Consider the following 23214-nt stretch of genomic DNA (forward strand, 5'->3'; position numbering starts at 1 on the left):
ACCCCGGACTTGTTCCGGGTCCACTCTGCGGCGAGGCGCGAGGCTGGAGGCTCCAGCGTACCCAAGCGGAAGAGTGGATGCCGGAACAAGTCCGGCATGACGGAAGAAGAGATTTCAAGGGGCAGAACAATGGCCGTACTCAACGACGAACAGACAATGCTCCGCGACATGGCGCGCGAATGGGCCGACAATGAGTCGCCCGTCAGCGCCTTCCGCAAGATACGCGACGCCGCGCCGGGCGAGGGCTATGACCCCGCCGCCTGGGCCGAGATCGCCCAGATGGGCTGGGCCGGAATCGTGGTGCCTGAAGCCTATGGCGGCAGCGAGTTCGGCTATCTCTCGCTCGGCCTGGTCCTCGAGCAGCTCGGCCGAAACCTCGCCGCATCCCCGCTCGCCTCGACCGCGGCTGCCGCAACGGCGATCGTGCTTGGCGGGTCGGAAGCGCTGAAGGCCGAATGGTTGCCGAAGATCGCCGCCGGCGACATCGTCGCCACCCTCGCGATCGACGAAGGGCCGGTCCACAATCCAGCGAAGCTCGCCACTAGCGTCAGCGGCGGCACGCTGACCGGCACCAAGGAATTCGTGGCTGAAGGTGACAGCGCGGCGCTGTTCGTCGTGTCTGCGACCGACGGCCTGTATCTCGTCCCGGGCGACGCCGGCGTCGCGCGTTCGCCGCGCCATATGGCGGATTCGCGCAGCCACGCTCGGGTCAGCTTCGTGGGCGCGGCGGCCGAGAAGCTCGGCGGTACCGATCTCACTGCCAAGGTGATCGACCGCGCCACCGCGGCGCTCTGCGCCGAGATGCTCGGCATGGCCGAACAGGCCTTCGCGACCACCAATGATTATCTCAAGACCCGCGTCCAGTTCGGCCAGCCGCTCTCGACCTTCCAGGCGCTCCAGCACCGCATGGCGAAGATGTTCACTGAGCTCGAACTGATGCGCTCGGCGGTCGAAGGCGCGCTCGAGGCGATCGACGCCAACCGCTCGGATGTCGATCAGGCAGTCAGCCTCGCCAAGGCGCTTGCCGGTGACACGCTTCACCTCGTCAGCCGCGAGATGATTCAGCTCCATGGCGGCATCGGCATGACCGATGAGCACGACGCCGGCTTCTACATCAAGCGCGCGCAGGTGCTGGAGACGATGTGGGGCAATGCCGCCTTCCACCGCGAACGCTTTGCCCGCCTCAACGGCTATTGAGCTAACCGCATCGTCACGGCAGGCTCATCACAGGACGATGATACGCGTCTGACAGGTAACCCTTTTTCTTCCCCGGCGAAGGCCGGGGCCCAGTTGCTGAACAGGGGAAAGGGACGACGCGGGTCGCCATGAAGGCCTCCCAACTGGACCCCGGCCTTCGCCGGGGAAGAGCAGATTCAACCCCAGCGTGTATCGGGGAAAAGCTGACGGATGGAGTGCCGCGCCGGCTCCACCCCAATAGGGCCGTGTTGCGCGCGCAGGTGACGGGAGCGACGCGACCCCCTATCTCCGGTCAATGCCCAAGCCAAGACACCAACCCGGCCTTCCCACCCGCCAGCAGATCCTCGACTTCATCGCCACCTCCGATGTCCCGGCGGGGAAGCGCGAGATCGCGCGCGCCTTCGGCCTGACCGCGCAGGAGAAGATCGCGCTCAAGGCACTGCTCAAGGACATGGCCGATGAAGGGCTGATCGACAGCGCGCCGGGTCGCGCCTTCCACCAGATGGGCGGCCTGCCCAAGGTTACGGTGCTGCGCATTGCCGATGTCGGCGACGACGGCACGGTATGGGCGGTGCCCGAGCGCTGGGAGGCCGATGCGCCGGCACCCCGCCTGCGCGTGCGCGAACGCAAGCGCGGCGCGCTTGGCGTGGGGGATCGGGTGCTCGCGCGCACCGAGGAGGCCGGCAATGGCTGGATCGCGCACCCGATGAAGCAACTCGCGCGCGGCGAGGAGCTGGTGTTAGGCGTGCTCCATCAGGAAGGCGGCAAGCTCTGGCTCCAGGGTGTCGAGAAGAAGGAACGCCGCGACTTCATGGTCTCCGACGCCGGTGACGCCGGGCCGGGCGATCTCGTGCTGGCGGAGAAGGCCGGCCGGCCGCCGCGCATCACGGTGCGGGTGACCGAGCGGCTCGGCGATCCCTTCGCGCCGCGCAGCTTCTCGCTGATCGCGATCCACAAGCTCGGCATCCCCGATGTCTTCTCGCCCGAGACGCTCGAGGAAGCGGTCCGGATGGCGAAGGCGCCGCTCGGAGAGGGGCGCGAGGATCTGCGGCACTTGCCCATCGTCGCGATCGATCCAGCCGACGCGCGCGACCATGACGACGCGGTCTGGGCCGCGCCGGACGACGACCCCGCCAATGCCGGCGGCTGGAAGGCGATCGTCGCGATCGCCGATGTGAGCTTCTACGTCCGCCCCGGCTCATCGCTCGACAGGGAAGCGCGGCGGCGCGGCAACAGCGTCTATTTCCCCGACCGGGTCGTGCCGATGCTGCCCGAGGAATTGTCGGCCGACATATGCTCACTGAAAGAGGGCGTCGATCGCGCGGCGCTGGCGTGCCATCTTCGGATATCGAAGTCGGGCGAACTGAAGAGCTGGAGGTTTACGCGGGCAGTGGTGCGGATCGCGGCGAACATTGCCTATGAAGATGCCCAGGAGATGATCGACGCGCATGCCTCCTCTCCCGCTCTAGTCCCCCTCCCGCTTGCGGGAGGGGAGCAAGAAAGCGGGAGGGCAGACATCCTCGCCGCCCTCCTCCCCCTCTGGGCCTGCTGGCGCGCGCTCTACAAGGCGCGCGAAAGACGCGCGCCCCTCGATCTCGATCTGCCCGAACGCCGCGTCGTGCTCGACGAGAAGGGGCGGATCCTCTCGGTCGCGCCGCGCGAGCGGCTCGATGCGCACAAGCTGATCGAGGACTACATGATCGCCGCCAATGTCGCCGCGGCCAAGACGCTCGAGGCGAAGAAGGCGCCGGTCATGTACCGCGTCCATGAGCCGCCGAGCCGCGAGAAGCTGGTCGCGCTCAAGGACTATCTCAAGACCTTCGGCGTCGAGTTCGCGCTCGGCCAGGTCGTGCGGCCGCGGACCTTCAACCATATCCTCGACAAGGTCGGCGATGTGGACTTCCGCCCGCAGATCATGGAGCAGGTGCTGCGCACCCAGACCCAGGCCTATTATGCCCCCGCCAATCAGGGCCATTTTGGTCTCGCGCTCGGCAGCTACGGCCACTTCACCTCGCCGATCCGCCGTTACGCCGATCTCATCGTCCACCGTGCGCTGGTCCATGCCTATGATCTCGGCCCCGGTGGGCTGACCGAGGGCGAAGCCGGGTCGATGGAGAAGATCGGCGAAAGCATCTCGATGCTGGAGCGCCGCGCGATGGAGGCCGAGCGCGACACGATCGACCGCTATGTCGCCGCCTTCCTGTCCGAGCGGGTCGGGCAGGTTGTCGACGCGCGGATCACCGGCGTCACCAATTTCGGCTTCTTTGCGACGGTAGAGGGGATTGGCGGCGACGGCCTGATGCCGGTGCGCGACATCGGCGGCGAGTATTTTCGCTATGACGAAGTGGGTCGCCGGCTGGTCGGCGAGCAGAGCGGCACCGTCTTTTCAAGTGGCCAGAAGCTGCAATTGCGGCTCGCCGAGGCCAATCCGGTGTCGGGTGCTCTCCGCTTCGAGATGGTCGACGGCAAGGGTGCGCGTACCGAGCGCGATGTTCGCCCCGCCCGGGTGATCAAGCGGCGCGGGCGGCCGGCGAACATCCGCCATCAGGGGCGCAAGCGATAGGCTTTGCGGCGCGGGCGGGGCGTGTCATGATCGGCGCGCAGATCGGGAGAGTGCAATGGGTGGCGCAACAGCGGGCGTAGCAGCGGCGATGGCGCGGGCACGGCGCCGCGTGATCTCGCATTTCCTGTCGCGGAACGCAGTGTCAGCCGACAAGGCGGTCAGCTTCACCCCCGAACACCGGATGGAGGAGAAGCTCTTCGAACGGCTGCGCGAGAATGGCGTCGTCGTCGCTGCCGCCAATGGCACCTGGTATATCGATGCGCCGAAGCTCGACGCCTATCAGCGCAGCCGGCGCAAGCGCATGCGGATCATGCTTGCCGGCCTGGCGACGGCGCTGGCGGCGGGGGTGGGGATCGGCCTGCTCAGCTGAGGAAGACGCTACCCGGCCCGGAAGGTCAGCCCTGCCTTGGCCTGCAGCCGCTTGATCAGCGTCTCGCCCATCAGGGCGCCGGGCGTCCAGATCCCGCCATCGCCCTTCACATCCTGCACCAGGCACAAGGCGGTCTCGGCGATCATCTTGCTGGTCGATCCATAGCCCGGATCCCGGTCGCCGGTCACGACTGAGTCGACGCGCTTCCCGTCGGGCATCTCGCCGATGAACAGGATGTCGTAATAGCCATTGTCGCGCTCTTCCTTTGACGGCCCCTCGCCCGGCTTGGGCGCTTTGTCGCTGGAGAGCGGATTGATCTTCGCGATCGCCTCGGCCGCTGCCTTGCCGATATCGCCGAGCCCGGCGACGATCATCTCGTCATAGACGAAGTCGGCACCGTACGCCTCGCCGAGCAGGAAGTTGGTGCGGTGGACATTCTTGGTGTTGATCGGCGCCATGATGAAGGGCGCGACCCAGGCCTCGATCGTCCGGTCATATTCGGGGAGCAGGCCAAGCGGCTGGCTCGGGCCGTGAAAGCCGGGGGTCAGCGAGAAGGGGTTGGTGAGCAGGCCGACGATCGAGGGATCGCGCGCGGCCGCGGCGAGCGTCGCCTTGAGGCTCGCTGCGGTGCCGCCCGAGAAACCGCCCTGCATCTTGCGCACCCGGCACTTCACCCGCGGGGCCGGCTTGCCGAACTTGGCCTTCGCCGCGTCCTGCAGCGCAAGCACGCCGAGATCGAACGGGATCGAATCGAACCCGCACGAAAAGACGATCCGCGCACCGGTGCGCTTGGCTGTCTCGTGATGGGCGTCGATCATGTGGCGCATCCAGGCGGGCTCGCCGCACAGATCGACATAGGCGGTGCCGGTCTCGGCGCAGGCCGCGACGAGATCGCTGCCATAGAGCTGATAGGGGCCGACGGTGGTGAGCATCACCGCCGTCCGCTCGCACAGCGCCTTGAGGCTCGCCGGGTCGTCGGAATTGGCGGTGAGCAGGGGAATATCGGCCGGCGCGCCGATCTCGTCGCGCACTTCCTGCAACTTGGAGAGCGACCGGCCCGCCATCGCCCAGCGCGGTACGGCGGTGCCGGCATAGGCCTGGATCAGATACTCGGCGACGAGACGGCCGGTAAAGCCGGTTGCGCCGTACACGATGATATCGAAATCGCGCATCACTCTCTCCTGTCGTCATCCCGAATACGGTCCGGCCGCACCGCTCGATGAGCGATGACGGAGTGTGCGGCACGGTTGATGCCGGAACAAGTCCGGCATGACGAATTGGCCTAAATCCCCGCACCGAGATCGAGGAAATCGCCTGCGCTGAGCTGCACCGCTTCGGGATTGGCCAGCTGCCCGACGAGCCGGTCGACCTGAACCGCTATCTCGGGAACTGCAGTGATCTCCCACCATTGCGGGCACGTCAGCGCCCCCAGCGCAAAAAGCCAGGTCGAGGGCCGGTGGCTGCTGTCGAGCAGCGCGCAATTTTCGGTTTCGAGGCCAAGGCCGAGCGCGTCGGGAATGGCGAGACCCTGGTCGCGCAGATCGGCGATGAGCGGGATGGCGAGCCCGCCCACATCGCGGCGCGGGCCGGTGCAGTTGACGATGCGCGCCGCCGTGAAGCGCCGCTCGCCGCCGGCGCGAGGCGCGAGGGTGACTTCGATCCCATCGACCGTCCGTCGATAGCCGCGTAGGCGCCCGGCCAGGACTTCGAGACGGCCCTTCCCCATCTCCGCCTGCAAGGCATCGGCGATGCGCTGCGCCATGCGGTGCCTGTGGACATCCCAGCGCGTGCGGAGATGGCGGAGGAATTGGCGCTTCTCGCGGATCGACCAGTTGCCCCACACTGCCGGAATGGCGGGGCGCGCCGCATCGAACACGCGCTGCCACGGAACGCCCTGGGCCTCGGCGGCAGCGACCTGCGCGCGGACCAGCCGCATCAGCGCGCGCGGAGAGGCGGGAAGGGCGGCTTCGAGGAAAGCGGGCCAGGCGCCGCCCGCTTCATGGACCTGCGGCAGCAGGCCGCGGCGCGAGGTGGCGAGGATCGGCCCCCGATGGCCGGCCGCGCCGAGCTTCAGCACGATGTCGACCGTCGTCAGCCCGGTGCCGAGCAGGAGCAGGGGATCGTCCGCCGCCACGCCATCGAAGGCGTCGGGCGCCCAGGGGTCGGGCACGAAGGCATTGCTGTCATAGAGCCAGCGATCGGGGCCACCGGGCGCGCCCGGTGCAAGATTGCCGGTCGCGAGCACGATCGTGTCAGCCGCAATCTCGCGCCCGTCACTGAGGCGGACGCCGCGGGCCGGTCGGGCCAGCAGCCCGATCGCCTCGCCGCGCACGACCGTCAGGCCGGGGCCCGGCCCGGTGATGATCGCGTCCTCGAGCCGCTCCTCGAGATAGGCGCCGAACAGGGCGCGTGGCATGAATACGCTCTGCAGGTCGCCGCCGCTTTCCGCGATCGCGGCCGCCAGCTCGTCTTGCGCGGCGGGGTTGGTTGTCAGCCAGTCCGCGAAGCCAGGCGCCAGGCCCACTTCCATCCGGCTGATCGGTACGTTGAGCAGATGCCGTGGCGTGCACGCGCCATAGGCAAGGCCCCGGCCGAGCCGTCGCGTCGCCTCGATCACGATCACGCGGTAATCCGGGCGCGCCGTTGCGAGCTTCAGCCCGAACAAGGTGCCTGAAAGGCCGCCGCCGATGACCGCGACGCTGTGAACCGGTAGCGGGGTGCCCAAGGTCAGGCCGCTTCGCTGAACTGGAGGCTGGCGAGCCGCGCGTACAGGCCGCTCTGGCCGATCAGGCTGGCATGGGTGCCGCTCTCGACGATGCGGCCGTCATTCATGACGATGATTCGTTCGGCCGCGCGGACGGTCGCGAGGCGGTGCGCGATGACGAGGGTCGTGCGATTCTCCATCAGCCGTTCGAGCGCTTCCTGCACCAGCCGTTCGCTCTCGGCATCGAGCGCGCTGGTCGCTTCGTCGAGCAGCAGGATCGGCGAATCGCGGAGCAGCGCGCGGGCGATCGCCATGCGTTGCCGCTGGCCACCCGAAAGGCGCGCGCCGCCTTCGCCCATGAAGGTGTCGAGGCCCTTGGGCAGCTTGTGAAGGAACTCGGCGGCATTGGCAGCTTCGGCGGCCGCCCAGAGCTCATCGTCGCTCGCCTCCCATTTGCCGTACCGGAGATTGTCACGCGCCGAGGCGCCGAAGATCACCGTTTCCTGGGGCACCATCGCGATGCGGCGCCTGACCTCGCCCGGATCGGCCTGCGGCAACGGCACGCCGTCGAGCAGCATGGTGCCGCTGTCGGGATCGTAGAAGCGCTGGATCAGCTGGAAGAGGGTCGTCTTGCCCGCACCGGACGGGCCGACCACCGCTACCGTCTCGCCCGGCCGGACCGAGAGCGAGAAATCGTCGAGCGCCGAGACCTCGGGCCGCGTCGGGTAGCGGAAGGTGACATGATCGAACACGATCGCCCCGAGCGGCGGCACGGGCAGGGGGGTCGGGTTTGCCGGGGCGCGAATGTCGGAGACTTCGGAAAGCAGTTCGGACAGCCGTCCGGCCGCGCCCGCGCCGCGTAGCAGGTCGCCATAAACCTCGGTCAGGCTGCCAAATGCGCCGGCGACGACCGCCCCGGTCAGGACGAATGCGGCAATCGATCCGCCGCTGATCCGCCCGGCCTGAACGTCGACCGCGCCTTCCCACAACACCAGCGTGATCGATCCGAAGATCAGGCCGATCACGATCGCGGTCATGACCGCGCGTAGTGCGATGCGGCGCTTGGCGGCGGCGAAGGTTGCGTCGACCGCTGCCTTGAAACGGGCGCCTTCGCGCTCCTCCTGGCCGAATGCCTGGACGATCTTCATCGCGCCCAGCGTCTCGGTCGCGATCGAGCCGACATCAGCGACGCGGTCCTGCGAGGTGCGCGAATAAGTGCGGACGCGGCGGCCCATCAGAACGATCGGCATGATGATGACAGGAATGCCCAGGATCAGCATGCCGGTGAGCTTGGGCGAGATGGTGAACAGATAGATCAGGCCGCCGACGCCGGTGAAGCTGTTCCGCAGCGCCACCGAGGCAGTCGTGCCGACGACCTGCTCGATCAGCGATGTGTCCGAGGTCAGCCGCGAGGAGATTTCCGAGGGCCGATTCTCCTCGAAGAAGCGTGGGGCGAGGGTCAGGAGGTGCCGCTGCACCGCGGCGCGGATATCGGCGACGACTCGCTCGCCCAGCCAGGAAACGTAATAGAAGCGCACCGCGGTCGCCAAGGCGAGGATGACGACGATGACCAGCATGTCGTGGAACAGGCTGGTGACCGTGTCCGCCGAGCCGTGGCCGAAGCCGGTATCCACGACCTTCCTGAACAGCCAGGGAATCGCAATGGTCGCGACTGAGGTGGTGACCAGCGCGGCAAGCGCGGTCGCTATCTGGCGCGGGTAACGGACCGTATGGTCCCATACCATCTTGAGGTTGCCGAGCGACCGTTGCGATGGCGCAGGAGTGGGTGACGCAGATGCGGGATCGGCCATGCGCAGCGCCTAGCAGGGTGCGCAGGGTCCCTCAACGGGGCACGAGGATGATTGTTTATGTTGCAATGCACACCCAATGTCTTGATAGCGATAAACCGTTTTCCAATATTGGGTATCCCATGCTCTACGACGCCTATGAAATGCAGAAATCCATGCTGGCCGGCGCCAGCGCGATGGCCAATTTCGGCGCGGGGATGCTCAACAATCCGGCGAACCCCTTCGCCTATTTCGGCGGCGGGTCGATCATCAGTTCGGCGCTCGAGGTGTTCGCGCATGCGGCGGCACCGCGCGGCAAGCCTGAATTCGGGCTCGATCGTACGATCATCGACGGCAAGGATGTCGGCGTCACCGAGGAGATCGTGCTGCGCAAGCCGTTCGGCCAGCTCAAGCATTTCGTCCGCGAAGGCGTAACCTCGGGGCCGAAGCTGCTCATCGTCGCGCCGATGTCGGGTCACTACGCAACGCTGTTGCGCGGTACGGTCGAGCGGATGCTCCCGGTCGCGGATGTCTACATCACCGACTGGCGCGACGCGAAGCTCGTCCCGCTGAGCGACGGGACTTTCGATCTCGACGATTATATCGATTATCTCATCGAGTTCATGGAGCTGATTGGCCCCAATGAGAACGAGGGGGGCTCTCATATGCTCGCCGTGTGCCAGCCCTCGGTGCCCTGCTATGCCGCCGCCTGCCTGATGAGCGCCGACAAGAATCCCTGCCGGCCGAAGACGCTGACGATGATGGGCGGCCCGATCGACACCCGCGAGGCGCCGACCGCCGTCAACACGCTGGCGACCGAGCGGCCGCACAGCTGGTTCGTCCAGAATGTCATCGCGACGATCCCGGCGACCTATCCCGGCGCGGGCCGCAAGGTCTATCCGGGCTTTCTGCAGCTGACCGGCTTCATGACGATGAACCTCGGCAGCCACATGCAATCGCATTACGAGATGTTCAAGCACCTGGTGCAGGGCGACGAGGACAGCGCCAACACCACCAAGGATTTCTACGAGGAATATCGGTCGGTCTGCGACATGACCGCCGAATTCTACCTCCAGACGATCGATGTGGTCTTCCAGGCGCACGCGCTGCCGATGGGCACGATGACTCATCGCGGGCGCCTGGTGGATCCGGCTGCGATCACCGATATTGCGATCCTCGCGATCGAGGGCGAGCGCGACGACATTTCCGGCCTGGGCCAGACCAAAGCGGCGCTGACGCTGGCGACCAAGCTGCCCGAATCCAAGAAGAAGTATCTGATGGCGAAGGGTGCCGGCCATTATGGCATCTTCAATGGCAGCAAATGGCGCAACACGATCGCGCCGGTGCTCGAGGAGTGGATGGCGGCGAACGCCTGACCATTTTCACCATGGCGGAACCCCGAGCGGGTGCCGCCGGTTGAGCGCATCATCGGAGAGACAGGATGCGCAGAGTCACGATCGTTCTGGCGATGCTGCTGGCCGGTTTTGCGGTCTCGGCATGTCGCTACGGCCACCCGGGCCATGATAGCGACCGGCATGGCCATCACCATGGCCATGATCGCCCTTATCGCTGATCAATGGGCGGGCAACGAGCCCGCCCTTTCTCAGTTCTGCTGAAGCAGGGCGGCCGCGCCGAGCAGTTCGAGATCGGACCGGTTGACGATCGACACCGGCACGTCGCCCAGTTGCCGCCTGAACGCATCCTTCGCCTCGATCCGATGCCGGAAGCGGGCATCGGCGAGGTGGACCTGAAGGGCGCGCGTGATCGGGCCGGTCAGATAGACTCCTTCCCAGGCGCCGAAGGCGAGGACGAGATCGCCGATAAACGCGCCGAGATAGCCGGCAAACATCCGCACGACGGCAGTGGCGACCGGATCGCGTCCCGCCGCGCGGGTTACCTCCTCGGGCGTCGCCAGGGTTTTGCCGCCGTCGGCGAGGGCGGCATAGGCGGCGACCAGTCCCGGCGCGCTGAGCAGCGATTCCGCGCTGGCGGGCCCACGCACCTTGAGATAGGCGGCGAACTTCTCTTCATCGGGGCCGCTCGGCGAGAAGCTGATATGTCCCGCCTCGGTCTGAACCGGCCCCAGGCGGCCATCGGTGCCGGTGACGAGCGCCGCAACGCCGAGCCCGGTGCCGACGCTTACCACGACATAATTTCCACCCGGCTGGACCAGCCGCGTCGGTTGAGCGCCGATCGGGGTGAATGCGCTCTGGGTGAGCGTGGTGAGCGCAAGCGCGGTCGCGGCACATTCGTTCAGTGCGCGGGGGCGGATGCGAAGGACTGCCTCGACCCCCGACAGCGAGATATACCAGCGGCTGCCGGTGAGATTGATAAGGTCGCCCCGCGCCGCGCCGGCGACCGCCAGCACGCTGGCGATCGTCGAATCGCGCAAGCCCACCTCGTCGAGATAGGCGAGCAAGGCGCTCGTGAAGGTCGCATGTTCAGCCGTGTGGTAGCTGCGCAGGTCGCGCGGTGCGATGCCGGCCGACCCGCCGGTCAGCGCAAACCTTACCGATTGGCGGCCGATATCCGCAACCAATCCAACTTCATCCCCCGACATCCGGTTCTCCTCCCCGCCTTCCTGTAGGGAAGGTCTCCATGGGACCGCTATCATAGCGCTGGGGCATTACCTAGTTGATAACGGCGGGGGATCACGCGGGACGGGTTGGGAGGGTGCCGGTCGATGCCCGCACCCTCCGAGGCATTACAGGACTTCGAACAGCCCGGCGGCGCCCTGGCCACCGCCGATGCACATCGTCACCACCACATATCTCGCGCCGCGGCGCTTGCCTTCGATCAGCGCATGGCCGGTCGCGCGCGCGCCGGTCATGCCATAGGGGTGGCCGATCGAGATCGCGCCGCCCGAGACGTTGAGCAGCTCGTTCGGGATGCCGAGCTTGTCGCGGCAATAGAGCACCTGGACGGCGAACGCCTCGTTCAGCTCCCACAGGCCGATATCGTCCATCTTGAGGTTGAAGCGCTGCAGCAGCTTCGGGATCGCGACGACCGGGCCGATGCCCATTTCGTCGGGCTCGGTGCCGCCAACCGCCATGCCGACATAACGCCCGAGCGGCTGAAGTCCCCGCTTCTCGGCCAGCTTCTCCTCCATCAGCACCGAAGACGAGGAGCCGTCCGACAGCTGGCTGGCGTTGCCGGCGGTGATCGTCATGCCCGGGCCCATCACCGGCGGCAGCGACTTCAGACCCTCCAGCGTGGTGTCGGGGCGATTGCCCTCGTCCTTGGCGAGCGTCACTTCCTTGTAGGTGACCTCCTTGGTCTCCTTGTTGACGATCGCCATGGTTGCGGTAACCGGCACGATCTCCTTGTCGAAATAGCCCGCGGCCTGGGCGGCGGCGGTGCGCTGCTGCGACTGGAGGGCATATTCGTCCATCGCGTCGCGGCTGATATTGTAGCGCTTGGCGACGACCTCGGCGGTGCCGAGCATCGGCATATAGATGTCCTTGTGCATCGCGATCAGCTCGGGGTCGGGCGCGACATTCATCTTGGGCGTCTGGACCAGCGAGATGGATTCGACGCCGCCGCCGATCGTGATGTCCATATTGTCGGTGATGATCTGCTTTGCCGCGATCGAGATCGCCATCAGCCCGGACGAGCATTGCCGGTCGACCGACATGCCGGCGACGCTGACCGGGAGCCCGGCGCGGAGCAACGAGGTGCGCGCGATATTGCCGGCCTGATGGCCCTGCTGGAGCGCGCAGCCGAAAACCACGTCATCGACCTCGGCCGGATCGATCCCGGCGCGCTCGACGGCGGCCCGGATCGAATGGCTGGCCAGCGTCGGCGAGGGCAGGTTGTTGAATGCGCCGCGATAGGCGCGGCCGATCGGGGTGCGGGCGGTGGAAACGATGACGGCTGAACGCATGGGGATAGGTCCTTTCTAAGCTCCCCTCCCGCTTGCGGGAGGGGTTGGGGGTGGGCGCCCGGCCTGAGCAGGCGAAGCAGGTGCGGAGAGCGGGTGCCCACCCCCCGACCCCCTCCCGCAAGCGGGAGGGGGAGAAGAAGAAATCACACGAAAATCTGGCTGATCCATTCGGCGATCATCGCCGGCTTTTCCTCGCCCTCGATCTCGACGGTGAACTCGTTGGTCTGCTGCCACTGGCCGGGGCGCTTCTCGGCGAATTCGAGCAGCTTGAACCGACCGCGGACTCGCTTGCCGGAACGGACCGGCTGCAGGAAGCGAACCTTGTTGCCCCCATAGTTCACGCCCATCTTCACACCCTGGATCTGTGGCGCGTCGGGCACTTTGCTGGCGAGCAACGGCATCAGTGACAGAGTGAGGAAACCGTGCGCGATCGTCCCACCGAACGGCGTCATCTTCGCCATTTCGGGGTTCACATGGATGAACTGATGGTCGCCGGTCGCGTCGGCGAATTTGTCGATCATCTCCTGAGTCACTTCGACCCAGTCGGACACCGTCTCGGTGCCGATCCGGCCTGGCATTTCCTGCACGGTAATTATCGGCATGGTTTCCCTCGATACCGGTTTGGCGCATAGCGCATCCGCCCTCTAGGCGCGCACCGACATTTCACGCAAGCCTCACCCGACCGGAAACCTGAATATGACCGCAGACATAGCGTCCACTGCCCGTAAATCCATGACTGCGCTGCACCGCGCGCCCGAACCCGAGGTTCTAAAGCCGCTACTTGACCGCGCCGCGCTGACCCCCGAGTCGCGCGAACGGGTGATGGGCCATGCACTCGGGTTGCTCGCCGATCTTCGCGCGGCGCAGGGCAGGGGCTGGGTCAACCAGTTCCTGCAGGAATATCGCCTCAACTCCTCGGAAGGCGTGGCATTGCTGTCACTCGCAGAAGCGTTCCTGCGCGTGCCTGATCCCGAGACCGCCGATCTGCTGATCGCCGACAAGCTTGGCGATGCCGATTGGCGCGCGCACACCGGCAAATCCAACTCAACCCTGGTCAACTCCGCCACCTGGGGGCTCGTCCTTGGGCGCGTGCTGGTCGGTGAGGGCGAGCAGCAGGGCGCTCTCCGCAGGCTGATCAGTCGCGCCGGCGAGCCGTTCGTGCGCCAGGCAGTGGGTGCCGCGATGCGGATGATGGGCGAGATCTTCGTGATGGGCCGCACCATCGAGGAAGCGATGAAGCGGATGCGGCGACCCGAGCACAAGGGCTTCACCGCGAGCTTCGACATGCTCGGCGAGGCGGCCCGGACCCAGGCCGATGCCGAGCGCTATTTCCGTGCCTATACCGATGCGATCGACGCAGTCGGCGATGACCCCGCGGCGGGGCATTCGATCTCGGTGAAGCTCTCGGCGCTCCATCCGCGCTACGAGGTGCCGCAATGGGATCGCTGCGTGCCGGAGCTCACCGCGATGCTCGAGGCGCTTGCGATTCAAGCCGCGGGGAAGGGCATTGCGCTCACCGTCGACGCCGAGGAATCCGAGCGGCTCGAGATGAGCCTCGACATCATCGGCGCGGTCGCCGCGCTGCCGAGCCTCAAGGGCTGGGACGGGTTCGGCATGGCGGTGCAGGCTTATGGCAAGCGCGCGCGTCCCGTGGTCGCGTGGGCGAATTCGCTCGACCGGCTGATGAACGTCCGTCTCGTCAAGGGCGCCTATTGGGACAGCGAGATCAAGCGCACCCAGGTCGAGGGGCTGAGCGACTATCCGTTGTTCACCCGCAAGGCAGCGACCGATGTGTCCTATCTCGCAGTCGCGCGCGACATGCTCGACGCGAAGAATATCCGCCCGGCTTTTGCCAGCCACAATGCGCTGACGGTCGCGACGATCATGGAATGGGCTGGCAACAGCCGCGATTTCGAATTCCAGCGGCTGCACGGCATGGGGGACGGGCTCTACGAGCGGCTGGTCGCCGAGAACGGCTATCATACCCGCATCTATGCGCCGGTCGGTGGGCATCGCGATCTGCTTGCCTATCTGGTGCGCCGGTTGCTCGAGAATGGGGCGAATTCGAGCTTCGTGCACCAGTTGGCGGATGAGCGGCTGACCGAAGCTGAAATCCTGGCTGACCCGGTCGCAAAGATCGCAGCAGTGAGCGGCGCTCGGCATCCGAGCATTCCCTTGCCGGAGAATCTGTTCGGGGACCGGAAGAACAGTGCCGGGTTGGATTTGGCAGATCGCGAAGTGTTGCGGGCGACGGCTCGCGCCGTTTCCTCTCCCCTCCCGCTTGCGAGTGGCCTGAGCCGTCGGGGTCGGGATGGCCCCCGGCCATCCCTCAACCATGCCGGGGGCATGGTTGACCCCGACGGCTCAGGCCACTGGGCTGGGGGAGGGCCTGTCAAAACAAGCAGTTCCTCCCTTGCGGACACGCCCTCCCCTAACCCCTCCCGCAAGCGGGAGGGGGATGATGGGGTCGCCGCCGCCATCTCCCGTGCCCACGCGGCTTTCCCTGCCTGGTCAGCGACGCCTGTCCCGGACCGCGCCGCTATCATCGAGCGCCTCGCCGACCTCCTCGAAACCAACCGCGATACCCTCATGGCGATCGCCGTGCAGGAAGCTTTCAAGACGATCCCCGACGCCCTCGGTGAAGTCCGCGAGGCAGTCGATTTCTGCCGCTATTATGCGCAACAGGCACGCGACGGCCTCCAGTCGGTCGAGCTTCCCGGCCCGACCGGTGAGCGCAACATGCTCCATCTCGATGGGCGCGGCGTCTGGGCGACGATCGCGCCGTGGAATTTCCCGCTGGCGATCTTCCTCGGCCAGACGGTCGCGGCCCTGGTCGCCGGCAACAGCGTCGTGGCCAAGCCCGCGCCGCAGACCCCGCGCATCGCCGCGGCGGCGGTCGACCTCGCGCACCAGGCCGGCGTGCCGAAGGACGCGCTGATCCTCGTTCCTGGTGGCCCCGAGATCGGTGCCGCGTTGACCGCCGATCCCCGCATCATGGGCGTCGCCTTCACCGGCTCGACCGCCACCGCGCGCAAGATCGCCCGCTCGCTGCTCGAAGACGAGAGCCGCCCGATCGTCCCGCTGATCGCCGAGACCGGCGGCATCAACGCGATGATCGTCGATTCGACCGCGCTTCCCGAGCAGGTGGTCGCTGATGTCGTCACCTCCGCGTTTCGCTCGGCCGGGCAGCGCTGCTCGGCGCTCCGGCTGCTGCTCGTGCAGGAAGAGATCGCCGCGACGACGATCGAGATGCTGAAGGGTGCGATGGACCTGCTCCGCCTCGGCGATCCGGCCGATCCAGCCACTGATGTCGGGCCGGTGATCGATCAGGCGGCATATGACAGGCTGATGGCCTATCGCGACAGCAAGGCCGGCCAGACGCTCAAGACACTTGCCGTGCCCGCTGACGGCCTGTTCGTCCCGCCGACGCTGATCCGGCTCGACAGAATCGAGGATCTCGATCGCGAATGGTTCGGTCCCGTCCTTCATGTCGCGACCTGGCCGGCGGGCAAGCTGGCCGAGACGATCGCCCGGGTGAACGCCAAAGGCTACGGCCTGACAATGGGGCTGCACAGCCGCATCGCCCGCGCCGCCGAGGTCGCCGAAGCGCAGGCCGCGGTCGGCAATCTCTATGTCAACCGCTCGATGATCGGTGCGGTCGTCGGCTCGCAACCGTTCGGTGGCGAAGGTCTGTCGGGCACCGGCCCCAAGGCGGGCGGCCCGCATTACCTCTACCGCTTCGTGGCGGAGCGCGCGGTGTCGATCGATACGACCAGCGCCGGCGGCAATGCGACATTGCTCTCGCTTGACGAGGGCGGGATTTAAGGGCCTTTTCGGCCTGGCATCGGCTCGGCGGTGCCGGCGGGTGCGCAGGACGAGTCGGGACCGTCAGGTCCGAAGATTTCGCCGGAAATGGCCCAGTTCGAAAGGAGCCTGCACAAACAGACGGGTGACGTCGCGATCCCGGCGCATGCGAGGTCGCATCTTTGGAGGCGACGATGCGGCGCTGGATCGGCAAGGTGTTCGGCCGCAATCGCGATACGCTTGAGGGCGACGGGGGCACCAAGTGACCGCGCAACGCGGTCATGGTGCATGATTGGTCGCAATTTGGTCGATCCGGCGCACCCTGGTCGCATCCCGGTTCATCCAGGACGACGGACGGACAATCGGCTCCGCCAGGCCCGCTTGAGGCGGTGCCGAAACTTCTGGAGCTACACATGATCTTTCACGTTTCGATCGATGCCGATGATCCCCAGCATGTCGCCGAGGTGATCGCTGAGTTGTGGGACGGGCAGGCGACCCCGTTTCCGCCCGTCATCGAGGGCAGCTGGGTCGCACTTGCCGGCGACGACCGCAATACGATCATCGAGGTCTATCCGCGCGGCACCGAGCTGGTGCCGGGGGATGGCGATGCCGACGCCCATGGCATCCCCGGCGCGCCGGATCGCCGGTCGGCGACTCATATCGCGATCGCTACCCGCCTCGATGCGACCAGCGTGTTCGCGATCGCCGAGCGCGAAGGCTGGCTCGCCAAATATCGCAAGCGCGGCGGTGTGTTCGGCGTGATCGAATTCTGGATCGAGGGCAGCCGGATGATCGAAGTGCTGACGCCGGCGATGCAGGGCGAGTATCTGGCTGCGATGACGGTCGAGGGCTGGAACGGCCTCCTCGCGTCGCTGGGGATTGCCCGTCAGGCGCCCGTCATGGCGTGATCATGCCGGCGCGGACTCGTCCGGTTGCCTCGCGACGAACGATCCGCCCGCATAGGTCGCGCCGAAATAGACATCCGCGCTGTGGATCTGGCCGTCGGCGACGGCCAGATATTCCGTGTTGCGGAACTGGGTCCCTTCGTCAGTGGTGACCATATAGGTGATATAGGCGCCGCCCGTGTCGGCCACGATCCGCTCGATCCGGAAATCGGTGAAATGCTCCCCTGGAGGCCAGCAACGCGCGAAGAAGGCGTCGCGATCGATGGCATCGTCATAAGGGCTGGTGAAGGTAAAATCATCGGCGAGCAGCGCTTCGCTGTCCTCCCGCCGCCTGTCGCGATACGCTTCGAAGTGAGCGCGGACGATCGCTTCGATGCTTCCGCGCAATGCGTCCACCGCGGCAAGATCCGGGACGGGCGTTGCGATGAGCGTCGGGTCGTCCGTCAATGGCCGGTATCCTCGTCGACGGCCGATCTGTCGGCGGACGGCTTCAGCTCGACCGTAGTTGTCGGGTCGTCGGCGATCGGCGTGGCGTTTTCGCCGTACAGCGCCGCCTCGGGATAAGGAGGGATCATCCCGCCCCGTGGCGCTGCGGTGAACGCCGTCTGGGTCGGATAGGCGAGGTCGATTCCCTCGGCATTCAAGCGCTTGATGATGCCGAGGCCGATCGCATGGCGCGCATCGAAGAAATCCTGGAACGCCGCCGTCGGTGAATCGAACTCGACATCGAAATTGTAGCTCGAGTCACCAAAGCCGATAAAGCCGGCGCGCACGAATTTCCGCCCGCAACCCTCGACGATTTCCTGCAGCATGCCCGGCAGGCGCTCCATCTGCTCGACCGGGGTCCATTGCGCCAGGCCGAGGGTGAACTGAATCCGCCGATATTCGCGCTGCGAATTGTTGAGGATCTCCTTGTCGAGAAGGTTCCGGTTGGCGATGATCCGCTCTTCGCCGGTGGCGGCGCGGATGCGGGTCGATTTCAGCCCGATCGCCTCCACCGTACCCGACGACTTGTCATAGGTGATCGCGTCGCCACGCCGGAACGGCCGATCGAAGATGATCGCCAGTGCGGCAAACAGGTCGGCAAAAATGCCCTGCGCCGCGAGGCCGATCGCGATGCCGCCGACGCCAAGGCCGGCGACCAGGCCGGTGACATTCACGCCGAGATTGTCGAGCACCACGATCAGCGCGATCGCGAACAGCGCGAAGGTCACCAGCAGCCGGATGATGCCCATCGCGCTGCCGATCGCCTCGCCGCTATATTCTTCCGAATGGGTGCGGAGCTCGATCGAACCGAGAATGATCTCGCGTGCCCAGATCGCGGCCTGGAACACGGCCGCGACGGTGAACAGGAAGTTGATCGTCATGGCCAGTTGCGGGGGCGCGTTGGCAAAGCCGGCCACCAGCTTGGCTGCGATCATGATGATGAAGAAATTGCCGGTCCTGACGATGGCCCGGCCGAAAACCGTGCCCCAGCCGGCCGGGCCGGGGCTCCGGCTGCATAGCCTGGTACCCAGGCCCCGCAGGAAGAAGAGACCGGCAACGATGACGGTCGCGATACCGACGGCGATGAGGATCTCGACCCAGTGCCCCATCAGCCAAGTATAGCTCGACGCGATCAGATCCTGGAACTGGCTGTTGACGTCCCGCACGCGAATCGGCGGGACGATCGGGGCGCTGCTGTTACCCGGCATGAAGTCAGGCGGCCCTTGCCGGCGCCGCGACGACGCCCTTTTCGAGGAAGGCGATCAGGCCTCGTTCGACGCGCGAGAGATGTTGAGTGGCACGGGGCATCGGCATTGATCGTAGCGCGGCCTGCCCGTCCTTGACCAGTGCGATCAGCGCCGGATGGACATAGGATTTGCGCGCGATCGCCGGCGTGTTGCCGAGCGCCTCGGTGACCGGCTCGAGCATCGTCTTCAGGCTGATGTCGTGATCTGCCGACACCAGCGCCTCGAAGGCGAACACGCTCGCGCCCCAGGTGCGGAAATGCTTTGCCGAATAATCCTCGCCCGTCGCATCGCGGATATAGGCGTTGACGTCGGACGACGTGACCGGGTGCGCTTCGCCAACCGCGTCGATCCAGCGGAAGAGATGCTGGCCGGGCAGATCCTGGCATTTCTTGACGAACCGGCTGAGCGACCGGTCGGTGATGGTCAGGATGCGCAGCTTGCCCGATTTGGCCTTGTACTGGAGCTTCAGCGTTCGCCCTTTGAGCACGGCGTGGCGCTTGCGCAACGTGGTCGCGCCGAAGCTATTGTTCGCTTTCACATAGCCTTCATTGCCGATCCGGACATGGCCGAGATCGAGCAGCCGCACGATCGCCGCGACCGCGGTCTCCTTGCCGAGCCCGTTTCGCCCGAGATCCTCCTCCACCCGCGCGCGCAATTTGGGCAGCGCCCGGCCGAACGGGGCGCAGAGCTCATATTTCGCCGATTCCTGCGTCTCGCGGAATTCGGTGTGATAGCGATATTGCTTGCGGCCCTTTTCGTCCCAGCCGATCGCCTGGATATGGCCGTTCGGGTCCGGGCAATACCAGGCGTCGCGATAGGCGGGCGGCAGGCCGACCGCGTTCAGCCGGTCGATCTCGTCGCGGTCAGTGATTCGATTGCCCTCGACATCATAATAGCCCCAGCCATGACGGATCTTCCTCCGGGTGATGCCGGGCTCGCTATCGTCGCAATAGATGATCTTCGCCATGGCTGCCCTTCATTAGGTCTTTAGGGTCTGGGCCCTAAAAATGCGCGGCCTGTCGCTTCGTTCCGGAACGGCGTTCGATGGCAGGGGTTGGAAGCTGCTCAGGTCACAGGAGCTTTGTCATGGCCGATCTTTCCAACGCGCATGTCCTGATCCTCGCGACCAACGGGTTCGAGCAGGACGAACTGTTCAAGCCGCGCCAGGCGCTGCTCGACGCCGGGGTGCGGGTCACGCTCGCCTCGCTCGGGACGGATCCGATCCAGGGCATGAAGCATGATCAGAAGGGCGAAATGATCACGCCTGAGCTGGTCGTCGACGCAGTCGACACCGAGGATTATACCGCCCTGCTGCTGCCCGGCGGCGTCGCCAATCCCGATACGCTCAGGATGAACGATCGTTCGGTCGAGATCGTCGAGGAGTTCGTCGAAGACGGCAAATATGTCGCCGCCATCTGCCATGCACCCTGGCTGCTGATCGAGGCAGACGTCGTCGACGGGGTGAAGATGACGAGCTGGCCATCGGTGCGGACCGATCTCGCCAATGCCGGCGCGATCGTCGTCGACGAGGAGGTGGTGCGCGACGGGCAGTTCATCACCAGCCGCAAGCCGGACGATATCCCCGCCTTCAACAAGGCGTTGATCGAGGCCCTGGCGGAGGAGATGGCGGAGGCCTGAGGCCGGCTTCCCGGCCGCCGGGAAGCCGCAACGCGTTCACCCAGGCCTGGGCCGGGCGCTCAACCATATGATAGAGCGCCACCGAGCTGGCGAGCACCATCGCCAGGAACAGCCCGATCAGGATGGGCGGAATGGCGTGGGCGTCGTCGACAAAGGCGAGCTTGAAGACGACGAACAGCAGGAAATGGCCGAGATAGGTCGCATAGCTGATCTCGCCGAGATAATGCAGCGGCGCGATCTCGAGCGGGTTGCGGCGCCTGTCCGAGGTGAGCGCCAGCGCGAGCAGAAGGGCGGCAAAGGCTGGCGGGATCGCGACCGTCTCGGGCAGGGCGCCGCCGAACCAGCAGGCGAACAACGCAGCGCCCGCCAGTCCGCCGAGAGAAGCGGGCAGGGCGGGGGCGTCGCGCCAGCGCGACCACAGCGCGCAGATCGCGGTGCCGGCGGCGAACTCGATCAGGCAGCGCAGCAGCCCGAACCGGGCGATGTGGGCGCCGAGCGTCGCTGCCCCATGCCCCGCCATCACTGCGTGGAGCAGGAGGAACAAGGCGGTGACCGCGGCGAGGATCGCCGCTGTCGGAACCCTGCGCCAGTCGATCGCGAAGCAGAGCAGCGGAAAGAGGAGATAGGCGCCGAACTCGGTGCTGATCGACCAGCTCGGGTCGTTCCAGGCGAGATGATCGGTAAAGCCCCAGTTCTGGAGCAGCAGTGCATGCAGCGGCAGTTCGGCAAAGGGATAATGATAGGGATCCTGCCGGCCGGTCGCGGCGAGCAGCACCGCAAGCGCCACGGCGCCGGCGAGCATGAACAGGTGCAGCGGCCAGATCCGTGCGAGCCGCTTCTGGAGGAAATGCGGCACCGCCGCCCAGCCCCCGGCGCGGAGCCGCTCGCCCCAGGTCAGCCAGATGACGAAGCCCGAAAGCAGGAAGAAGAAGTCGACCGCGAGATAGCCCCTGGCGAAGATCGCGACCCACTGCGCCGGCAGCCCGGCCACCGACAGGCGGATATGATAGAGGACGACGAACCACGCTGCGATCCCGCGCACGCTGGTCAGCGCGCGAAGCTCGCCTCCCTTCCTCACGATATCGCCTGTTCAGCCGCGGGTTGCCGTGCCCGCTTGATCGGTCGCCACGCCGCCTCGCTGCGCTTGCGCGCGAGATAGGTGTCGAGACCGATCTGGGCGCCGATCAGCATGTAGATGAACGGCTGGAAGGCGATCGCGATGAAGGCGGCGCCGAGCAGATAGACGATATGCGCCGCTTGCAGCGCGCCGGCGAGCGGGCTGATCCAGGCCTGGTCGGGCGGCGCCTTGCGGTAGCGCTGGCGGATCACCTCCATCCGCACGATGCCGATCAGGTTGATCGCGAGCCACAGGATCAGCCCGGGCCAGCCCTGTTCGCCGAGCATCTCGAAATAGGCGCTGTGAAAGGCCCGCGCCTTGTCGATCGTCAGCGTCTTCTCGACCGTCGCATTGCCGGCGGTGCCCTCGACCTTCTCGGTATCGTAGCGGATCTGGTTCTGGCGGTACATTTCGAAGCCGCCGCCGAACGGATGGTCCTTTGCGTATTCCCAGGTCCATTTCCACACGGCGAGCCGGGTCGAGGCGGATTCGTCCGCCTTGTAGGTCTTGATCGTGCTCATCCGGTCAGTGAAGGCCGAAGGCAGCAACGGCACCGCGGCGAGCCCGATCGCGCCGAGCAGGCCGAGATAGAGGAATTTCCGCTTGGTATCGCGCAGCATCAGCACCGCGACCAGGCCGATGCAGAGCAGGCCGGTGCGGGTCGAGGTGCCGACCGGGATCAGCAGGCAGGAAAAGACCAGGGCATAGCAGAAGCCCTTCACCTTCCAGTCGGGCGGAAAGATGGTGCCGTATCTGGTGAACCACAGGATCAGCGGGATGATCGCGATCGCGACGGTCGAGATCGTGCTGCCCTCATAGAGCCCTGAATTATTGTCGACCATCAGGTTGAGCGATCCGTATCCCCCGCCGCCGCTCGCGATCGTCTTGATCCCACCCACGATGATGATCGACGAGGCGGAGAGGATCATGATCAGCAGCAGCGATTCGATGCGCAACCGGGTGCGCAGCGTCAGCGGCAGGAAGGCGGCGAAGGCGAGCGCCTTCCAGACCCAGCCCCATTTATCGAGCGCCTCGACCGGGAAGTCGGCGGTGCGCGTGGTCAGCCAGCAATAGAGCAGGAGGAGCAGGATCAGCAGCTGGCGCGGCGCCACCCTGGTGTCGCGCTTGTTGTCGACCAATGCCCAGGCCGCGACGCACAGCCCGACCGCGATCATCGAGATCGGCACTGAATTGAGCAGATAATAGGTCAGCCGCTGCGGGCTGACGATATCGATATAGACATAGACGAGCACGAACAGGAACGGCTTGCGAAAGCCGCCCAGGAAGAAGGCGCCGAGAAAGGCAATGAAGACGAGATCACGCACCCGGCGTCTCTCCGCTCTTCGGCACGGGGTCGCGCGGGCCGGGTTCCTGGTCGAGATCGGGTCGGCGGAGCAGGATCCATATCGCCAGCAGCATCAGCCCGTGGCTGACGGCGAGCGCGAAATTGTCGATCATGCCCTTCGCCTTTGCTGTCCTGAACGGGGAGGGGAGCAGATACGCGCTGCGGGGT

Annotated in this window: 20 protein-coding genes; 8 read left to right on the forward strand and 12 right to left on the reverse strand. The window is 66.1% G+C overall.

The window, feature by feature from the left end:
- The first annotated feature begins 129 nt into the window (after positions 1 to 129).
- The 3 genes from ABD050_RS23000 to ABD050_RS23010 all read left to right on the forward strand — a co-directional run bounded on the left by ABD050_RS23000 (position 130) and on the right by ABD050_RS23010 (position 4130).
- Entirely contained in the window at positions 130 to 1197 is a 1068-nt protein-coding gene (locus tag ABD050_RS23000; protein ID WP_343891857.1) for an acyl-CoA dehydrogenase family protein, read from the forward strand.
- A 295-nt stretch (positions 1198 to 1492) separates the two neighbouring features.
- Positions 1493 to 3760: a ribonuclease R family protein gene (locus ABD050_RS23005; RefSeq protein ID WP_343891858.1), complete on the forward strand. Its 2268-nt coding sequence runs from the start codon at positions 1493 to 1495 to the stop codon at positions 3758 to 3760.
- A gap of 55 nt (positions 3761 to 3815) precedes the next feature.
- On the forward strand, positions 3816 to 4130 hold the full coding sequence (locus tag ABD050_RS23010) for a hypothetical protein (protein ID WP_343891859.1): 315 nt from the start codon (positions 3816 to 3818) through the stop codon (positions 4128 to 4130).
- A gap of 8 nt (positions 4131 to 4138) precedes the next feature.
- Here ABD050_RS23010 and ABD050_RS23015 read toward each other — a convergent pair whose 3' ends face one another.
- From ABD050_RS23015 to ABD050_RS23025, 3 genes are all read right to left on the reverse strand, one after another.
- A complete protein-coding gene (locus ABD050_RS23015; RefSeq protein ID WP_343891860.1) occupies positions 4139 to 5302 on the reverse strand; it encodes a saccharopine dehydrogenase family protein in 1164 nt (387 codons plus the stop codon).
- A 110-nt stretch (positions 5303 to 5412) separates the two neighbouring features.
- Positions 5413 to 6855 carry an FAD/NAD(P)-binding protein gene (locus tag ABD050_RS23020; protein ID WP_343891861.1) on the reverse strand — a complete coding sequence of 481 codons (1443 nt, stop codon included), beginning with the start codon at positions 6853 to 6855 and terminating at the stop codon, positions 5413 to 5415.
- A 2-nt stretch (positions 6856 to 6857) separates the two neighbouring features.
- The gene (locus ABD050_RS23025; protein WP_343891862.1) at positions 6858 to 8645 is read right to left on the reverse strand and encodes an ABC transporter transmembrane domain-containing protein; all 1788 of its coding nucleotides are present in this window, start codon (positions 8643 to 8645) and stop codon (positions 6858 to 6860) included.
- 119 nt (positions 8646 to 8764) lie between these two features.
- Here ABD050_RS23025 and ABD050_RS23030 point away from each other — a divergent pair, with 119 nt between their 5' ends.
- Positions 8765 to 9997: a polyhydroxyalkanoate depolymerase gene (locus tag ABD050_RS23030; RefSeq protein ID WP_343891863.1), complete on the forward strand. Its 1233-nt coding sequence runs from the start codon at positions 8765 to 8767 to the stop codon at positions 9995 to 9997.
- Between the two features lie 65 nt (positions 9998 to 10062).
- Positions 10063 to 10194: a hypothetical protein gene (locus ABD050_RS23035; RefSeq protein ID WP_343891864.1), complete on the forward strand. Its 132-nt coding sequence runs from the start codon at positions 10063 to 10065 to the stop codon at positions 10192 to 10194.
- 30 nt (positions 10195 to 10224) lie between these two features.
- On the opposite strand, the gene ABD050_RS23040 is transcribed toward ABD050_RS23035, so the two are convergent.
- The 3 genes from ABD050_RS23040 to ABD050_RS23050 form a co-directional block, all read right to left on the reverse strand.
- Positions 10225 to 11181, reverse strand: a complete 957-nt coding sequence (locus ABD050_RS23040) for a glucokinase (RefSeq protein ID WP_343891865.1) — start codon at positions 11179 to 11181, stop codon at positions 10225 to 10227.
- Between the two features lie 144 nt (positions 11182 to 11325).
- Positions 11326 to 12504: an acetyl-CoA C-acyltransferase gene (locus ABD050_RS23045; protein ID WP_343891866.1), complete on the reverse strand. Its 1179-nt coding sequence runs from the start codon at positions 12502 to 12504 to the stop codon at positions 11326 to 11328.
- Between the two features lie 143 nt (positions 12505 to 12647).
- Positions 12648 to 13106 carry a MaoC family dehydratase gene (locus ABD050_RS23050; RefSeq protein WP_343891867.1) on the reverse strand — a complete coding sequence of 153 codons (459 nt, stop codon included), beginning with the start codon at positions 13104 to 13106 and terminating at the stop codon, positions 12648 to 12650.
- Positions 13107 to 13200: 94 nt separating this feature from the next.
- On the opposite strand from ABD050_RS23050, the gene putA reads away from it, so the two are divergent.
- Together putA and ABD050_RS23060 are read left to right on the forward strand one after the other, a co-directional pair.
- Positions 13201 to 16329 (forward strand): bifunctional proline dehydrogenase/L-glutamate gamma-semialdehyde dehydrogenase PutA, encoded by a 3129-nt coding sequence (gene putA / locus ABD050_RS23055; RefSeq protein WP_343891868.1) that lies wholly within the window; start codon positions 13201 to 13203, stop codon positions 16327 to 16329.
- Between the two features lie 392 nt (positions 16330 to 16721).
- Positions 16722 to 17216 (forward strand): hypothetical protein, encoded by a 495-nt coding sequence (locus tag ABD050_RS23060; protein ID WP_343891869.1) that lies wholly within the window; start codon positions 16722 to 16724, stop codon positions 17214 to 17216.
- Here ABD050_RS23060 and ABD050_RS23065 read toward each other — a convergent pair whose 3' ends face one another.
- From ABD050_RS23065 to ABD050_RS23075, 3 genes are read right to left on the reverse strand one after another with little or no spacing between them, the layout of a single operon-like run.
- The gene (locus tag ABD050_RS23065; protein ID WP_343891870.1) at positions 17217 to 17660 is read right to left on the reverse strand and encodes a nuclear transport factor 2 family protein; all 444 of its coding nucleotides are present in this window, start codon (positions 17658 to 17660) and stop codon (positions 17217 to 17219) included.
- On the reverse strand, positions 17657 to 18907 hold the full coding sequence (locus tag ABD050_RS23070; RefSeq protein ID WP_343891871.1) for a mechanosensitive ion channel family protein: 1251 nt from the start codon (positions 18905 to 18907) through the stop codon (positions 17657 to 17659). The genes ABD050_RS23065 and ABD050_RS23070 overlap by 4 nt, the downstream gene beginning before the upstream one ends.
- Before the next feature lie 4 nt (positions 18908 to 18911).
- Positions 18912 to 19913, reverse strand: a complete 1002-nt coding sequence (locus tag ABD050_RS23075; protein WP_343891872.1) for a DNA topoisomerase IB — start codon at positions 19911 to 19913, stop codon at positions 18912 to 18914.
- A 119-nt stretch (positions 19914 to 20032) separates the two neighbouring features.
- Here ABD050_RS23075 and ABD050_RS23080 point away from each other — a divergent pair, with 119 nt between their 5' ends.
- Positions 20033 to 20584, forward strand: a complete 552-nt coding sequence (locus tag ABD050_RS23080; protein ID WP_343891873.1) for a type 1 glutamine amidotransferase domain-containing protein — start codon at positions 20033 to 20035, stop codon at positions 20582 to 20584.
- Here the strand turns inward: ABD050_RS23080 and ABD050_RS23085 are convergent.
- From ABD050_RS23085 to ABD050_RS23095, 3 genes are read right to left on the reverse strand one after another with little or no spacing between them, the layout of a single operon-like run.
- Positions 20535 to 21662, reverse strand: coding sequence for an acyltransferase family protein (locus ABD050_RS23085; protein ID WP_343891874.1), 1128 nt, complete (start codon positions 21660 to 21662; stop codon positions 20535 to 20537). The genes ABD050_RS23080 and ABD050_RS23085 overlap by 50 nt on opposite strands.
- On the reverse strand, positions 21659 to 23026 hold the full coding sequence (locus ABD050_RS23090; protein WP_343891875.1) for a putative O-glycosylation ligase, exosortase A system-associated: 1368 nt from the start codon (positions 23024 to 23026) through the stop codon (positions 21659 to 21661). Before ABD050_RS23090 ends, ABD050_RS23085 begins: the two co-directional genes overlap by 4 nt.
- The gene (locus ABD050_RS23095; RefSeq protein WP_343891876.1) at positions 23019 to 23159 is read right to left on the reverse strand and encodes a hypothetical protein; all 141 of its coding nucleotides are present in this window, start codon (positions 23157 to 23159) and stop codon (positions 23019 to 23021) included. The genes ABD050_RS23090 and ABD050_RS23095 overlap by 8 nt, the downstream gene beginning before the upstream one ends.
- Positions 23160 to 23214: the final 55 nt, after the last annotated feature.

The sequence above is a fragment of the Sphingomonas oligophenolica genome, from assembly GCF_039522915.1.
GTDB lineage: Bacteria > Pseudomonadota > Alphaproteobacteria > Sphingomonadales > Sphingomonadaceae > Sphingomonas > Sphingomonas oligophenolica.

Excerpts from the sequence above, each read along its gene's own strand:
- ABD050_RS23075 (WP_343891872.1), bottom strand. The coding sequence starts at position 19,913 with ATGGCGAAGATCATCTATTGCGACGATAGCGAGCCCGGCATCACCCGG.
- ABD050_RS23035 (WP_343891864.1), top strand. The coding sequence starts at position 10,063 with ATGCGCAGAGTCACGATCGTTCTGGCGATGCTGCTGGCCGGTTTTGCG.
- ABD050_RS23010 (WP_343891859.1), top strand. The coding sequence starts at position 3,816 with ATGGGTGGCGCAACAGCGGGCGTAGCAGCGGCGATGGCGCGGGCACGG.
- ABD050_RS23070 (WP_343891871.1), bottom strand. The coding sequence starts at position 18,907 with ATGCCGGGTAACAGCAGCGCCCCGATCGTCCCGCCGATTCGCGTGCGG.
- ABD050_RS23095 (WP_343891876.1), bottom strand. The coding sequence starts at position 23,159 with ATGATCGACAATTTCGCGCTCGCCGTCAGCCACGGGCTGATGCTGCTG.
- ABD050_RS23050 (WP_343891867.1), bottom strand. The coding sequence starts at position 13,106 with ATGCCGATAATTACCGTGCAGGAAATGCCAGGCCGGATCGGCACCGAG.
- ABD050_RS23000 (WP_343891857.1), top strand. The coding sequence starts at position 130 with ATGGCCGTACTCAACGACGAACAGACAATGCTCCGCGACATGGCGCGC.
- ABD050_RS23030 (WP_343891863.1), top strand. The coding sequence starts at position 8,765 with ATGCTCTACGACGCCTATGAAATGCAGAAATCCATGCTGGCCGGCGCC.
- putA (WP_343891868.1), top strand. The coding sequence starts at position 13,201 with ATGACCGCAGACATAGCGTCCACTGCCCGTAAATCCATGACTGCGCTG.
- ABD050_RS23025 (WP_343891862.1), bottom strand. The coding sequence starts at position 8,645 with ATGGCCGATCCCGCATCTGCGTCACCCACTCCTGCGCCATCGCAACGG.
- ABD050_RS23045 (WP_343891866.1), bottom strand. The coding sequence starts at position 12,504 with ATGCGTTCAGCCGTCATCGTTTCCACCGCCCGCACCCCGATCGGCCGC.
- ABD050_RS23005 (WP_343891858.1), top strand. The coding sequence starts at position 1,493 with ATGCCCAAGCCAAGACACCAACCCGGCCTTCCCACCCGCCAGCAGATC.
- ABD050_RS23015 (WP_343891860.1), bottom strand. The coding sequence starts at position 5,302 with ATGCGCGATTTCGATATCATCGTGTACGGCGCAACCGGCTTTACCGGC.
- ABD050_RS23060 (WP_343891869.1), top strand. The coding sequence starts at position 16,722 with ATGATCTTTCACGTTTCGATCGATGCCGATGATCCCCAGCATGTCGCC.
- ABD050_RS23080 (WP_343891873.1), top strand. The coding sequence starts at position 20,033 with ATGGCCGATCTTTCCAACGCGCATGTCCTGATCCTCGCGACCAACGGG.
- ABD050_RS23040 (WP_343891865.1), bottom strand. The coding sequence starts at position 11,181 with ATGTCGGGGGATGAAGTTGGATTGGTTGCGGATATCGGCCGCCAATCG.